Source organism: Pleomorphovibrio marinus, from assembly GCF_003347495.1.
Lineage (GTDB): Bacteria > Bacteroidota > Bacteroidia > Cytophagales > Cyclobacteriaceae > Pleomorphovibrio > Pleomorphovibrio marinus.
Window position 1 is genome coordinate 183,113 of sequence record NZ_QCXY01000009.1, and the last position, 14,885, is coordinate 197,997.

The following is a 14,885-nucleotide window of genomic DNA, read 5'->3' on the forward strand; positions in this document are numbered from 1 at the left end:
TCTAAAAGGCCTTTTTATAAAGTGTCAAGAAATCATCCCTTAGTACCGGTTTGGGGTTATTGGGATGGCAAAAATCAGCATACGCCAAGTCAGACAGGGTTTCCAGGTGTTCTTCCTTTACCCCAACATCTCTCAGCTTGGAGGGCAGCTCCAGCTCCTCATTTAACTGAAAAATATAATCAACGACTTCATTACCCTTATCTACTCCTAGGCAGGAAGCCATTTGGTCAAACTGCTGCTCGAACCCTTCGTAGTTAAAGGACATACCATAAGGCAAATTAACGGCATTTGCCAGACCATGGTGGGTATCTAGAAGCCCGGAAAGGGGGTGGGCAAGGCTATGCACGACCCCCAGTCCCTTCTGGAAAGCCACAGCACCCATCATTGAAGCCATCAGCATATCTGATCTTGAGGAAAGGTCAGGGTTTTTGGTGGCCTTGACCAAGGCTCCACTGAGCAAGCGCATGCCCTCAAGGGCTATTCCGCTGCACATGGGGTGCCAATTTTTTGCCAGAAAAGCCTCCATCAAATGGGTGAGAGCGTCCATTCCGGTAGCCGCAGTTATAAATGGGGGTAGTTCCATGGTCAGTTCGGGATCAGCAAAGACCATTTTGGCCAATAGAGAAGGAGAAAACAGTATCCTTTTCTTTTTCGTATCGTCCTCTGCAATGATAGCACTTCTACCCACCTCACTGCCAGTTCCTGCGGTGGTGGGAACTGCTACAAAAAGCGGGATGGGTTCGGTCACGTACTTGTCCCCTCCTATAAGATCATCGTAGTCAAACAAGTCCCTTTTATGATTGATGCTTAAAGCGATGGCTCTTGCCACATCTAATGGCACTCCCCCACCAATACCCACAATGGCATCACATTGGGCATTCAGGTAGTTTGACTTCCCATTTAACACCTCTGATTTCACCGGGTTTTTTCCCATATCCTTAAACACTTGAAAAGCAAGGCCCCTTTTTTGAAGCATGCCTGTAATGGCGGAAAAGAATTCAAGATGTGCCACATTCGGATCGGTTACCAGAAGTGGCTTTTTGACACCCTTGGAACTTAGGTAATCGGGAAGTTCTAAAATTGCCCCTGGGCCAAACCTTATAGTAGTGGGAAAGGAAAAGGAATAAATCTGTTTGTGATTCATGGTAGGGAGTGGTAAAATTTTAAGACTAAAAACAGGAAAGTAAGGTTGTGGATAAAATTAACTGTTAATGGTGAGATTGAAAAATAAAAAAGCACCGATACTCTAAAAGCATCGGTGCCATTTGTTAATACCAAGGATTGACTTTATTTAAGCAGCGTTTCGGGCTGCATTGATAATACCGAACATTGTCCTTAAAATCAGCTTTTGCAAGTCCGCATCCTCTTTGCCTTTTTCCAGAATTTCCTGTATGGCATATTGTTGAATAGTAATCAGGGGAAGTACAATACGTTCCCGGATGGCAATGGACTCTTTGCTCACCTGATTGTCCTGTAAGAGGTTGTCCATTTCTGCCACTTTAAGGATATTTTTGAGGGATCTCTGGTATTCTTCGAATAGCATTTCCCAGAAACCACCATAGGTTTCATTATCTTTAAGGTAGGCGGTGCCGGAGTAAAAGGACTTGGCCAGGGACTGCATGGAGTTGCCCAGCAAACTCCTGAAGAAAAGAGATTCCTTGTAAAGCTTTTTCACTTCATCCAGTTTTCCTCTTTTTTCCATCTCCTCTATTGCTACACCTACCCCGAAAAAGCCTGGAATATTTTGTTTCATTTGAGCCCAGGCACCTACAAATGGAATAGCCCTCAGGTCTTCAAATTTCATTCCACCCCCATTCGAACGCTTTACCGGTCTGGATCCGATATTTGTCATTCCGAAAAACTTAAGTGGTGTCACCTTTTCCAAATAAGGCACAAACTGTGGGTGGCTTTTCAGACCCTTGTATGCCTGATAGCTATAATCCGCCATTTCTTCAATTACAGCCTTCTGTGCATCACTTAGACTGTTCTCTCCGGAAGGATAAAGGTGGCTGATCATCCCAGCGCTAAGCAGCTGTTCAAGGTTGTAGGTACAGCTTACTTGCTTTCCGTAATTTGCTGAAATGGTCTGTCCCTGCACCGTCACTTGAATTTCCTCATTGGCCACGTTGGGGCCTAGGGATGCGTAGAAGTTGTGGGTATTCCCTCCTCCACGTGCAGGAGGTCCTCCCCTACCATCAAAGAAGACCACGTCTATACCCTCAGACTTTGCAGCTTGTGTCAGCTCCTCCTTGGCCCTCAAAATGGACCAGTTAGCCCTGATATACCCACCGTCCTTAGTACCGTCAGAGAATCCCAACATGATGGTTTGTTTGTTTTTCCTGTAGGTCAAGTGTTCTCTATACACCTTGTTTTGATAGAGCTGTTTCATTATTCCCGGAGCCGCGGCAAGGTCGTCAATGGTCTCAAAGAGCGGGACAATGTCCACATCCATTTCCTTCTCTTTCTCCAATAACATCCTTGCCAACTGAAACACTTCCAAAATATGCAGAGCTGACTGGTTGTTGGAAATGATGTAACGATGACAACCCATAGGGCCATTGTTTTTTTGGATATAGTTGATGACCTTAAAACTGTTCATCATCTCCTTGTGAAAATCATCCTCCATGTCTGCGATTGCGGGCAGCTCGTTGAAGTTGAGTATTTTCTCGATTTTCTCCGTTTCTTTGGCGCTTTGGTAATTTTCCAGTGCTTTTTTTCCTTCCTTTTTCAGTAGGATATGGTTCCAGAGGTCGTCGTGCTTCCTACTGTCCTGCCGCACGTCCATACTGGCAAAATGGAAGCCGAAAATCCTAACTTTGAGAATAAACTCATCAAGGAGATCCAAAAACAGCCCCCCATGATGCTCAATGATTCCATTTCTTGCCTCATACAGAACCTCTAGCAACTCATCCTTGGAAGTAAATTTGTCCTCACCCCCAAACAATGTGGCATAAAGGCGATTTTCAGCCTTTATCAGAAAGGGTTCTACATGGTGAAAAGTAAGTCTCCTTCTCACTTTTCGAATATCTCTGTAATAACATTTCAGGATAGAATTTTGAAGTTTATCTGCAACCTTTTCGGTAATATTATGCGTGACGTAAGGATTTCCGTCCCTGTCTCCACCCGGCCAAAATCCAACCTTAAGCAAATTAGGGTTTTCCCAATTGTGCAAGGGAATTTCCAACCTGTTCAACATCCTAACCACAACTTCGCTAATACTAGGATAAAATACATATTCTAAAAACCAGGAAAGGCTTACTGCTTCATCGTAGGGAGTGGGTTTTTCTTTATTGATAAAACCGGTTTTCCCCAATTGCTGAAGAAGTAGGTTGATCATCCCGAGATCATTGTTCCTGATAGCGGCTTCAAGATCGGTAATAATGGCCAAAACGTTTCCGGGATAGAACTGGGTGGGGTGGGCGGTAAGGGTAAGCCGAATGGAGAATTTTTTTAGCTTATCAATCAGCTCCTCTTTTTTGTTGTCATTTTCCACTCTTGAAATTAGAGCTGACATCGTACCCTTGCCCTTTAGGTCATTCACCTTTTCGAAAGCAGCATCTTCTATGGAGTCGAACAAAACAACTTGGCGTTCGATGTATTGCACCATTTTGAAGAGCAAGTCGTTTCTTTCTTTTTCGGTTTTGTCCGACATCAGTTCCTCAAAAAACTGATTAATGATTTGTTTAGGTGTCCTGTTTTTTTCAAAACCCGTTTGGCAAGCACTTGTCAATATAGGCAGCAAGGTGCCTGTTCGGTAAATATGGTCAAAAGGCAAGTCCAAAAAAAGACTGTTATAGATGGTAAACCTTTTGGCCACCTCAGTCTCATATACATTAGGCATGGTCTGATTGGTTTGCGTTATACGTTTCGAATTACTCAAAAATGAACAATTTTTTGCTTTATCCCTTAATTTCCTCCTTTTTAATTTTCCTAATTGGAAAATTCCGTATTGGAAAGAGGATTCTATTATGCTCTTAATCAGATGAGTGTAATTTCATTATCACCATCTAAAAAATCAAATTTCATGTTACAACAATTATTTTTGTATTTTTAGCACAAAGAAACCAACCTTTAACCATTTTAAAATGCTGATAGCCATTCTGGCGGGGTTTTTATTAGCCCTGTTTATGCCTAATGTTATTAGGGGACTGAAAGGCAAGTCTTCCATAGGGATAGCTTTGCTTCCTTTTTCCCTGTTTTCCTATTTTATCAGCTTTCTCCCTAGGATCAGCTCGGGAGAAACTTTGCATTTCAATTGGTCTTGGGTGCCTAGCCTAGGGGTGGGCTTGGATTTTTACCTAGACGGGCTTAGTTTGTTGTTTACCCTTCTCATCACCGGCATAGGAACCTTAGTATTTGTTTATACCTCCTCCTACCTGAAAGGCCACCAGTACCTGGATAGGTTCTATGCCTATTTATCCATGTTCATGGCTTCCATGCTGGGAGTGGTGATGGCAGACAACATCATTACCTTGTTTATCTTTTGGGAGCTTACCAGTATTAGCTCCTTTTTCCTAATTGGCTTTAACAACGACAGCGAACCCTCGCGCAAGTCTGCCCTTACCGCATTAGGAGTTACCGGTTTTGGAGGGCTATTTTTACTTGCGGGCATGGTGACCTTAGGATACATTACAGATGAATTCCAAATTTCCTCCCTTGCTGCCATGTCCGGCGAAATACATGGCCACGATCTCTATCCCTGGGTTATCGGTCTGGTGTTCATAGGTGCATTTACCAAATCTGCCCAATTCCCCTTTCATTTCTGGTTGCCGGGAGCCATGAAAGCACCCACTCCAGTATCCACCTACCTACACTCTGCCACTATGGTAAAAGCGGGCATCTATTTATTGGCGCGATTCACTCCGATCCTGGGAAATCATGTCATGTGGAATACCACGCTCATTATTGTGGGGAGCATAACCATGTTATATGCGGCCCTCCATGCCATCTTTCGGTTAGACCTTAAGGGCATTTTGGCCTATTCTACAATTTCAGCTCTAGGCATACTTACCTTCCTTATAGGCTTGGGTACGGAAGAGGCCCTTACCGCCGCAGCGGTATTTATACTGGTACATGCGCTTTACAAAGCCACACTATTTCTTATCACAGGCATCATAGACCACGAGACGGGTACTAGGGACGTATCCCAGCTAGGAGGTCTGAATAAAATTATGCTTCCAGTGGGCATCGCCGGATTATTGGCCGCAGTATCCAATGCGGGAATTCCTCCTTCCTTTGGGTTTGTAGGCAAGGACCTGATCTATGAGGCTACCCTACATTTTGGAGACCTAGCCTGGGTGTTGACCGGAGCAGCCATTGTGACCAATGTAGCCTTACTATTTGCCGGGTTTTTGGCGGGTATTAAACCTTTTGTTGGAAAATTGCCAGAAAAATTCTCCAAGCTACATTTACCTGGGCCAGCTATGTGGGTGCCTCCCCTGATTCTTGCTGTTTTGGGTATTCTTTTTGGGCTGATTCCTCCCTTAGTGGATGGTCCACTGATTAAGCCAATAGTGGCGGCCCTCACATTGCAGGATCCGGATTTCTATTTGCACCTCTGGCATGGGTTTAACGTGATACTTGCCCTCAGTGTAGCAACCATTGCTACGGGTATCGCCTTGTATTTTATTATAAAGCCCTCTGAGGCACTACTTGGAAAAGCCACACGTTTCGAATCCATTTCCCCGCATAGTATGGTAAAAGGGCTTGGAAGGGGCTTTACCTGGTTTTCGGCCAAGTGGACCAATTTTCTGCAAAATGGCTATCTCCGCTACTACCTGATCACCATACTTTCCTTTCTTACCTTTTTGCTTGCTTATAGGCTCTTTTTGGGAGTAGAGATTTATGTGGACACCAGCGTACTATCAGAAATTACCATTTATGAAGCCATAATTGTTCTCATTATGGCCTCTGCGATTTTCTTCACAGTATTTACCAAGTCAAGGCTTGCCGCGGTGGCATCTATGGGGGTAGTGGGTTACTCTTTTTGTTTGATATTTCTGTTTTATTCTGCTCCGGACCTGGCCATGACCCAGTTTTCCATAGATACACTTACGGTAATTTTGTTTGTGTTGGTGATCTACAACCTGCCGAAATACCTTAAGCTATCCGACAACCGGGACAGAATTAGGGATGGGTTGCTTTCCCTTATATTCGGGGCAATGATCAGTATCCTTACCCTGGAAGTGCTGAACGAATCTGTTCAAAAAGACATCTCGACCTATTATGCGGAAAATGCCTATCTGCTGGGAAAAGGGAAAAACGTGGTCAATGTAATTCTGGTGGACTTCAGGGGATTTGACACCATGGTAGAAATCACCGTATTGGCCATTGCAGCATTAGGAGTATTTAGTTTGTTGAAACTACGGCTTAAAAGCATTGAAAAAGAGTAAATTATGAAGACCATCATATTTCAAACCGCATCCAATTACCTGCTTCCTCTGCTGTTGCTGTTTTCGGTGTTTATTTTACTCCGGGGACATTACCTTCCCGGGGGTGGCTTTGTGGGGGGGCTTATCGCCAGTATCGCCTTTGTGATTCACTCCTTTGCCAACGGACTGGAAAAAACAAGGAGCATCATCAAGTTTCACCCTGGATTCCTTATGCCCGTTGGATTGGTTTTTGCCATTGGTGCAGGAGCCGCACCCTGGTTTGTAGGACAGCCTTTTATGACAGGGCTTTGGTTTGAAGACCCCATTCCTGTAATAGGTATGGTAGGTTCTGCTTTGTTTTTTGATACAGGGGTATTTTTGGTCGTGATTGGGGTCTCCCTCACCATTATTTTCACCATTTCAGAGACCTTATAGCATGGAAATTTTACTCGTCATAATTATTGGCCTTCTTTATGCCGCTGGCATATATATGATCTTAAGGCGTAGTCTAGTGAAGCTGATCATAGGCCTGATACTACTGGGCAACGGTGCCAACATGTTGATTTTTCTATTGGGAAGAGTGGTAAAGGGCCACCCACCAATTATAGGTCCCACAGAAAAAATCCTTGCGGACATGTATGCGGACCCTTTGCCACAAGCCCTTATTCTTACAGCCATTGTGATTAGCTTTGGTTTACAGGCTTTTGCCATCATACTGGTGAAAATGGCCTATAAAGTGGTGAAAACCGACGACCTGGACGAGATGAATGCAACCGACGAAGACCTATGAGTAATCCCTATATAGTTTTACCTATTATTTTCCAGCTTTTCTTGGCCATTTTGCTGATGTTTTGCTGGACACAAAAAAACCTGCAAAAGTTGGTCAGCACAGTAGGTTCATTAATTGCCGTGGCCATTGCCGTGATCATGTTTGCGCAGGTGTGGAAATCTGGTACCTTGGTCACACAAGCAGGAAATTGGGGAGCCCCCTTTGGCATCACCTTCGTAGCAGACACCTTCAGTGTACTCATGGTGCTTCTTACCACACTTTCAGGGTTGGCCGTTAGTGTTTTTTCCGTCGGAGCAGTAAGAAATGCACGGGTAAAATTTGGGTATTTCCCCATTCTTCACTTCCTGATAATGGGCCTTTGTGGTGCTTTCCTGGCGGGTGACATTTTCAACCTTTACGTTTGGTTTGAAATTATTATTATTTCCTCTTTTGTGTTGATTACCATTGGGGGGGAAAAAGCCCAATTGGAGGGCTCCATCAAGTACGTCACCATGAACTTGCTGGCATCGGTGGTGTTTCTCACCGCCATTGCAGTACTTTATGGGCTCACCGGAAGTCTCAATATGGCTGACCTTTCCCTTAAAGTGGCGGAAATTGAGAACCGGGGGCTGGTGAATGTAACTGCAATTTTGTTCCTTGTCGGTTTTGGCATAAAATCAGCCGTCTTTCCCTTGTATTTTTGGCTACCTGCCTCCTACCATACCCCCCCTCCAGCTATTTCTGCCATTTTTGGTGGACTCTTGACAAAGGTGGGCATCTATGCACTTTTACGCGTTTTCACGCTGATCTTTATACCGGATGCCTTTATGATCACCCTCATCAGTATTATGGCGGCTTTGACTATACTTTCCGGAGGCATCGGGGCAATGATACAGAACAATATCCGGAAAATATTCAGTTACCTGATTATTTGCCATATAGGTTTTATGCTCGCTGGGTTGGGCATGTACACAGAATTGGCCATTCTGGGAACCGTGTTTTATCTGGTTCATGACATTATCGTAAAGACCAACCTCTTCATGGTGAGCGGACTGATATTCAAAATCAAGGGCACCTACAGCCTGAGGTTATTGGGTGGCTTTTACAAAGATTACCCCAAGCTGTCCCTGCTGATGGCCATACCCTTGTTCAGTTTAGTGGGAATCCCCCCGCTTTCTGGGTTTTGGGCTAAGTTCTATTTAATCCGGGGAGGCTTGGAGGTGGATAATTTGGTGCTGGTGGGCTTTATCATATTGGGAAGTTTCCTTACCTTGTTTATCATCGCAAGATTTTGGTCAGAGGCATTCTGGAAAACCGGAGAGGAGCTGCCGAAAAAACTTAAAGTAAAATACTACCATGAACTCAAACCGCTAAAGCAGAAAGCCATGGTGGTTTCCATATTATTCCTTGCCTTTATCTCTCTAGGAATTGGTTTGGGTGCAGAATACGTAATACAGGTCGCCAGCCGGGTTGCAGAGGAATTGATGAACCCGCAGTCCTATATTGAAGCCGTTTTAGGAAAATTATAAGCTATTTTCAACCATGATAAAGACCCGCTTTCTCAGCAACCTCCTGCTTTCCTTCATCTGGTTGGCAATTACCGGTACCTTTACCTTCCAGAATTTTGTTTTCGGTTTCCTATTGAGTTTTATTTTGATGTGGTTAATTACCACGAATAGAAGAGAGGAAAAATACTATTCCCGAGGCCCCAAACTTATCGGTTTCGTCTTCTTCTTTCTCTATGAACTGGTAAAGGCCAACCTCCAGGTAGCCTATGATGTGATCACGCCCAGTTATTACATGGAGCCAGGCATCATTAGAATCCCCTTGACTGCCAAAACTAACCTGGAAATCACCCTTCTGGCAAACCTCATCACCCTTACACCAGGCACCTTAAGCCTCGACGTATCCGATGACCGGAAAGTCCTCTACGTACATGCTATGTATGTGAAGGACAAGGAGGAGTTTATTGCAAGCATCAAAAATGGATTTGAAAGAAAATTACTGGAGATACTGAGATGAATTTATACGACTACCTATATTATGTGATTTTGCCGGTACTTGCCATCTGTACCATTATCATCTTTGCACGCTTCCTTATGGGACCTACCCTTTCAGACCGGGTCGTTGCACTTGACTTGCTGCTTACCACAGGAATAGGGATCATCGCTGTTTACAGTATTCATACCGATCAGCCCACATTTTTGGATATTGCCATGATCTTGGCCCTTATTGCCTTTTTGGGAACCGTGGCCTTTTCTTATTACCTGGAAAAAAGAGAGAAAAATGAATGAGATTATCATCTTTATATTGTCTACCGCAGGAGCCGTGTTTATCTTGCTCGCTGCCATAGGAGTAGTACGAATGCCGGACCTTTTCCTGAGGATTTCTGTGACTACTAAAGCCGCAACCTTAGGAATTGGCTTGATTTTGGTGGCAGCAGCGGTATATTTTCAGGATACTGCCATTACCTCTAGGGTATTGGCCATCATCCTGTTTATGCTACTCACCGCACCTGTAGGAGCGCATATGATTGGAAGGGCCTCTTATTTCACAGGAGTGAAAATGTGGATAAAAAGCAGGCACGATGACTTAAAGGGTAAGTATGATCCTAAAACGCACAAACTTTCCAGCGAAGACACACCCAAAAAAATACCCAAAACATGAAAAAAAACCTATTGCTAAGTACTTTGGCCAGCCTGGCATTTGCCTGTGGAGGCCCAACTGAAAACAAAGAGGAAACCCAAGTTACAACCATGGAAGAAAAAAGCTATCAATTTCTATTGGGGTCCTACACCGACGAACCATCACAGGGCATCTATTTGGTGGAGTTTAGCCCCTCTTCCTCAGCCTTCAACGTGCTGGCCACTGCCAGTGAACCTGAAAACCCCTCCTTTCTAACTGTCAATGAAAACCAAGACAGGGTCTATAATGTGGAAGAAACCGGGGGACCAGATGGGGGAAAAGTAAGTTCCTTTAAACTGGAAGATGGACGCTTTGAAAAAATCAATACCGTATCCGCTAAAGGAAACGGGCCTTGCTACGTGGCCATGGATCCTAAGGGCAACTTTGTGGTGGCCGGCAACTACTCGGCAGGCAGTTTTGCCGTACTTCCCATAGGGGAAGACGGTAAGCTGGAAGAAGCAGTGCATGCAGTGAAACATGAAGGAAGCAGCGCCAACCCAAACCGGCAGAAACAGCCGCATGTACATTCGGTGTTGTTTCACCCTTCTGAGGATAAAATGCTGATTGCGGACTTAGGCACTGATGAGGTGGTCGTCTATGATTTTGACGGCGCAAAGGAAAAACCTTTGAATGAAAAGGCCAGCTTCAGGCTTAAGGTTGAGCCCGGCGCAGGCCCCAGGCACATGGTTTTTAATGACGATGGGGACCGCCTTTACCTAGTACATGAAATCACCGCTGAAATAGGAGTTTATTCCTATGAGGATGGAAAATTGAGCCACTTGGAAACGCATAGCCTATTAAGGGAGGGGTTCGATGGAAAAGTAGGTGCTGCAGAGGTGAGGCTTTCTCCGGATGGCAAGTTCTTGTATGTATCCAACCGGGGGGAGGCCAATGAGATCATAGCATACAAAATACAGGACGAGGGCAAACTAAGCCATGTCCAGACCATCTCCTCTGGAGGGGAAGCCCCAAGAAATTTCAACATCACTCCAGATGGAAAATACATGTTGGTAGGCCACCAGGGCAGTAACACCCTCTTGGCTTTTGAAAGAAATGAGGAAACAGGCGAGCTCAGTCCAATGGATATAAGCTTAAACATCAATAAGCCCGTTTATATCAAATTTCTTTGATTCTGTAGTCTTCCAATTGAAAAAAAAATCACAGAAACAGTCAGATTTACTTATTATTGAAGGTTAAAATCATACTTGGAGTTACGACTCCTACACGAAAAATTTCTGTATACAATGCTTACCAGTGAGTTGGGGTATAAAACCCTCTTGGATCGTAGGGCCACCGAGAAAGCCATCGACATGGTCAAAAGCACCTTCCCGTTGCTTTTATCCGAAAGGCTGAATTTGTTCAAAGTTTCCTGCCCCCTGGCCATCACTGATGGCACGGGGATCAATGATGACCTAAACGGGGTAGAGCGTCCTGTGCGATTTCCAATCAAAAACCAGCAGGATGCCCAAGCTGTGGTGGTACAATCACTTGCCAAGTGGAAACGTTGGCAACTCGCAGAGCTCGAGGTGGAACCCGGAGAAGGGATCATTACCGACATGAGGGCCCTGCGCCCCGATGAGGACTACAGCCCCATACACTCTCTCTATGTAGATCAGTGGGACTGGGAAAAACGGATCCAGGCCAGTCAACGCAACTTAGATCAGCTCAAAAGCAGCGTGGAATCGATCTATGCCGCCTACAAAGAAATGGAGGCGATCCTTTACGATGAATTTCCTGAGATTACCCCAGTTTTACCTGAAGAGGTCACCTTTTTGGATACAGAAACCCTTTTGCAAGCTTACCCTGACCTAAGTCCCAAACAAAGGGAAGACAAAATAGCGGAAAAGTATGGTGCTGTCTTCTTGATGGGGATAGGGGGAAATCTCAGCAATAACGAGCCCCATGACGGAAGGGCTCCCGATTATGATGATTGGAGTACCCTTACTGGGGAAGGATTTCGCGGACTAAACGGAGATTTGTTGGTTTGGAATCCCGTCCTGCAAAGATCCTTTGAATTGTCCTCCATGGGTATACGGGTAGATGCCCAATGCCTGGAAAAGCAACTGAAAATCGCAAATGCGACAAACAGGAAAGGCCTATTCTTTCACCATAAACTTCTCAATGGAGAACTTCCTGAAAGTATAGGTGGTGGGATTGGACAGTCCAGAACCTGTATGTATCTGCTGAGAAAGATTCATATTGGTGAGGTTCAGGCTGGTATATGGCCTGAAGCGGAAATAAAATCCTGCCTGGAAGCAGGTATCAAATTGATGTAAATTAAATTGACTTTTCCGAAAATATTTTTGGGCAGATGTTTTATTTGCAAAAAGATTCCTTACCTTTACACCCATTAATACATCAATTACAATTACAATTATGAACACAGGAAAAGTAAAATTTTTTAATGAATCCAAAGGATTCGGTTTTATTATTGACGATGAGTCGTCTAAAGAGTATTTTGTGCATGTCTCTGGCTTGATCGATGAGATCAGAGAGGACGATGACGTTTCTTTCGATTTGAAAGAAGGCAGAAAAGGTCTGAATGCTGTTAATGTGAAGGTAGTAAATCTATAACATAACATTTAACATCAGTAAATTGAAACGACCCTTTAAATGGGTCGTTTTTTTTTGTTTAATACCCTTACTTTTTTTGATCATATGTTATTAGAATACTCCATGGATCCAAATGTCTGCTTGACTTTAATGGTTTCCCCCTGTATCTGTCCTGAAATTGTTGGGGAAATAACCCTATTCCTTTTCGGTTAAAACTGAGTTTGATTTGTAGTTACTTTAAGACCGGAATTGGGCAAAACTAAGGTGCATATTCCGGAGGTTTAGCTAATCCCCGGAATCTTTGGCCATCCCTTTGGGCCTGAAGGCCAAGAACTCATTCCCTATCCCCTATTTAAAACTGGGGGCCATAATATCGTTCATACCTAACTGCACTGGGGGATTGTTCGTTTCTCACCCTTTGGTAATGTTCCTTCACAAGACCTAGACCCACATTAATCATCAAAAAAAATATCAAAACTCAAAAAGCACTGTTAGGTGTGACCGGTCTTGTAACTACGGTGTTTACCCAATAAATTCGGAGATATAACAACAAAAGATAAAGAGCATAGGGCCCCACGACCGATATCCCCAATGCATCAACCAGGGGATGGAACAGGATGAGTGACAGGATACCGCCTCGATGTAGGTGGCTATGTGGAGGTTTGTTTATCCTCGGCCAAAACCTAAATTCATCTCAGTAATACCCCACGGTAATAATCCCGATTGCTACCGACGGCAATGAAATCATTCCTAATACACCTAGCAACCCTGTAGCACCCGTTCCAAATATGGGGTTGCCTTTTTACCAAAATACCTTTGGAGGGGATTTAAAAAGTTTGAATATTGACTTTGGATAAACCTTTATAACCAATATGCTAGTAAGTTTCACAAGTGTAACCTACCATAGGCGAACTATTTGCCTCATTACCCTCCTTTTGGTCTTTGCACTAAACGGCTATTCCAAAGATTATGACATCCTGGATTATGGTGCCGAAGATGGGAAGAAGTCCACGGAGGCCATCCAAGACGCTATTGACCTCTGCCACTCAGAAGGGGGAGGCAGGGTGATTGTTCCCCAAGGTCGCTTTATCACTGGTACCTTGGTCTTAAAAGATTTTGTGCTTCTCCATTTGGAGCAGGGAGCCATCTTAGAAGGAAGCCTGGACAGAGAGGACTACCTACAAACATTCAGGCTGCATGGAATGGTTTTCGCAGAAGATGCCACTAACATCGGCATTACCGGCTCAGGAACCATCCAGGCCAACGGTATTCATTTTTATGACACTACTGCAAACCATACCTATGAAGAATTTGACAGGAAACTCACCCGACAAGGGCTAGATTATATGCCCGAAGGAGAGTTTTATTCGGACGGGCCCTATAAAAGGCTTCCCAAGCCAGGGATGACACTCTCCTTTTTTCATTGTAGCCAGTTGACCCTAAAGGATTTCACCTTATTGGATTCCCCATCCTGGGCCATTCGTATGGCCTATGTGGAAGAAGCTTCAGTGGATAATATTAGGATCTTCAATAACTTGATGATACCGAACAGTGACGGCATACACTTAACCGCCTCTAGAAACGTGAGGATCAACAACTGCCATATCCGAGGAGGGGATGATGCAATTGTGATGACGGGTTTTGCAATAGAAGAGGATGTCCCGGACTTTGACCCTGAGGTTCAAAAAGCCACCAAATATGGCAACAAATCCGAGTATGCGGAAAACCTGATTGTCACTAACTGTCAACTCCAATCCAGGTCTGCTGGAATAAGGGTGGGATATGGGCAGCACCCCATCCGGAGGTGTACTTTTTCCAACATTCAAATTTATGGGTCGAACAGGGGCATTGGTATCTTTGCCCATGATAAAAGCCACATTGAAGAATTACACTTTTCCAATATCAGCATAGAAACCCGCTTGCACAATGGGCAGTGGTGGGGGAATGCCGAACCCATTCATCTATCGGCAGTGTCCAGGTTCCCGGGTCTAAGTGCCGGGAGCATCAAAGACGTTTACTTCCATCAGATTACTATGGTAGGTGAGCATGGAATCAACCTATATGGATTGGAAGACAGTCCACTGGAAAACATCCATATGAGCAGGATGAAACTTCTTATCACCAAAGGGGTAGAAACAGAAAGCTATGGAGGTAACTTTGACCTCCGGCCGGTGGCCGATCCCCAACTAAGGCTTTTCAAACACGACATCCCTGGGCTGTATGCCCAAAATGTGAATGGGCTGTACCTGGATCATTTTCATTTGGAATGGGGTGAAGACCTCCCAAGTTTTTTCACACACGGGATTTGGCTAAAAGATGTAAGCGGATTTGAAAAGGTAAATGTTAACAGCCCACATAATCCAGGTAGTAAGGATGGAAAACCTATTTATCGCAATCAACCCGATTAATCTAATTTGGAAAGCTTCACGCATATTAAAAGCAGTTCTTGTAAAATGTAATTGCAAATACGGTTATTCCATTTCATGGGAGTAGGAGTACATCCCGCC

Annotated in this window: 13 protein-coding genes; 11 read left to right on the forward strand and 2 right to left on the reverse strand. The window is 44.3% G+C overall.

Going from position 1 to position 14,885, the window contains the following annotated elements; translation table 11 throughout:
- Position 1: 1 nt before the first annotated feature.
- Together DB520_RS19865 and DB520_RS19870 are read right to left on the reverse strand one after the other, a co-directional pair.
- Positions 2-1,144 (reverse strand): iron-containing alcohol dehydrogenase, encoded by a 1,143-nt coding sequence (locus DB520_RS19865; protein ID WP_114751518.1) that lies wholly within the window; start codon positions 1,142-1,144, stop codon positions 2-4.
- Between the two features lie 147 nt (positions 1,145-1,291).
- Complete coding sequence (locus DB520_RS19870) at positions 1,292-3,841, reverse strand: phosphoenolpyruvate carboxylase (protein WP_114751519.1); 2,550 nt, start codon at positions 3,839-3,841, stop codon at positions 1,292-1,294.
- Between the two features lie 244 nt (positions 3,842-4,085).
- Here DB520_RS19870 and DB520_RS19875 point away from each other — a divergent pair, with 244 nt between their 5' ends.
- The 11 genes from DB520_RS19875 (at position 4,086) to DB520_RS19925 (ending at position 14,786) form a co-directional block, all read left to right on the forward strand.
- On the forward strand, positions 4,086-6,392 hold the full coding sequence (locus DB520_RS19875; protein ID WP_114751520.1) for a putative monovalent cation/H+ antiporter subunit A: 2,307 nt from the start codon (positions 4,086-4,088) through the stop codon (positions 6,390-6,392).
- 3 nt (positions 6,393-6,395) lie between these two features.
- Complete coding sequence (locus DB520_RS19880; protein ID WP_114751521.1) at positions 6,396-6,806, forward strand: Na+/H+ antiporter subunit B; 411 nt, start codon at positions 6,396-6,398, stop codon at positions 6,804-6,806.
- A gap of 1 nt (position 6,807) precedes the next feature.
- The gene (locus DB520_RS19885) at positions 6,808-7,161 is read left to right on the forward strand and encodes a Na+/H+ antiporter subunit C (protein WP_114751522.1); all 354 of its coding nucleotides are present in this window, start codon (positions 6,808-6,810) and stop codon (positions 7,159-7,161) included.
- Positions 7,158-8,669: a proton-conducting transporter transmembrane domain-containing protein gene (locus tag DB520_RS19890; RefSeq protein ID WP_114751523.1), complete on the forward strand. Its 1,512-nt coding sequence runs from the start codon at positions 7,158-7,160 to the stop codon at positions 8,667-8,669. Before DB520_RS19885 ends, DB520_RS19890 begins: the two co-directional genes overlap by 4 nt.
- Positions 8,670-8,682: 13 nt before the next feature.
- Positions 8,683-9,162 carry a Na+/H+ antiporter subunit E gene (locus tag DB520_RS19895; RefSeq protein ID WP_198675397.1) on the forward strand — a complete coding sequence of 160 codons (480 nt, stop codon included), beginning with the start codon at positions 8,683-8,685 and terminating at the stop codon, positions 9,160-9,162.
- Positions 9,159-9,434, forward strand: coding sequence for a cation:proton antiporter (locus DB520_RS19900; protein ID WP_114751524.1), 276 nt, complete (start codon positions 9,159-9,161; stop codon positions 9,432-9,434). The genes DB520_RS19895 and DB520_RS19900 overlap by 4 nt, the downstream gene beginning before the upstream one ends.
- On the forward strand, positions 9,427-9,807 hold the full coding sequence (mnhG, locus tag DB520_RS19905) for a monovalent cation/H(+) antiporter subunit G (RefSeq protein WP_114751525.1): 381 nt from the start codon (positions 9,427-9,429) through the stop codon (positions 9,805-9,807). The genes DB520_RS19900 and mnhG overlap by 8 nt, the downstream gene beginning before the upstream one ends.
- Positions 9,804-10,955, forward strand: a complete 1,152-nt coding sequence (locus DB520_RS19910; protein WP_114751526.1) for a lactonase family protein — start codon at positions 9,804-9,806, stop codon at positions 10,953-10,955. The genes mnhG and DB520_RS19910 overlap by 4 nt, the downstream gene beginning before the upstream one ends.
- 114 nt (positions 10,956-11,069) lie before the next feature.
- Positions 11,070-12,101 carry an aspartate--ammonia ligase gene (gene asnA / locus DB520_RS19915; protein ID WP_114751527.1) on the forward strand — a complete coding sequence of 344 codons (1,032 nt, stop codon included), beginning with the start codon at positions 11,070-11,072 and terminating at the stop codon, positions 12,099-12,101.
- Positions 12,102-12,201: 100 nt separating this feature from the next.
- Positions 12,202-12,399 carry a cold-shock protein gene (locus DB520_RS19920; protein WP_114751528.1) on the forward strand — a complete coding sequence of 66 codons (198 nt, stop codon included), beginning with the start codon at positions 12,202-12,204 and terminating at the stop codon, positions 12,397-12,399.
- An 851-nt stretch (positions 12,400-13,250) separates the two neighbouring features.
- Positions 13,251-14,786 (forward strand): glycoside hydrolase family 28 protein, encoded by a 1,536-nt coding sequence (locus DB520_RS19925; RefSeq protein ID WP_114751529.1) that lies wholly within the window; start codon positions 13,251-13,253, stop codon positions 14,784-14,786.
- Positions 14,787-14,885 lie beyond the last annotated feature (99 nt).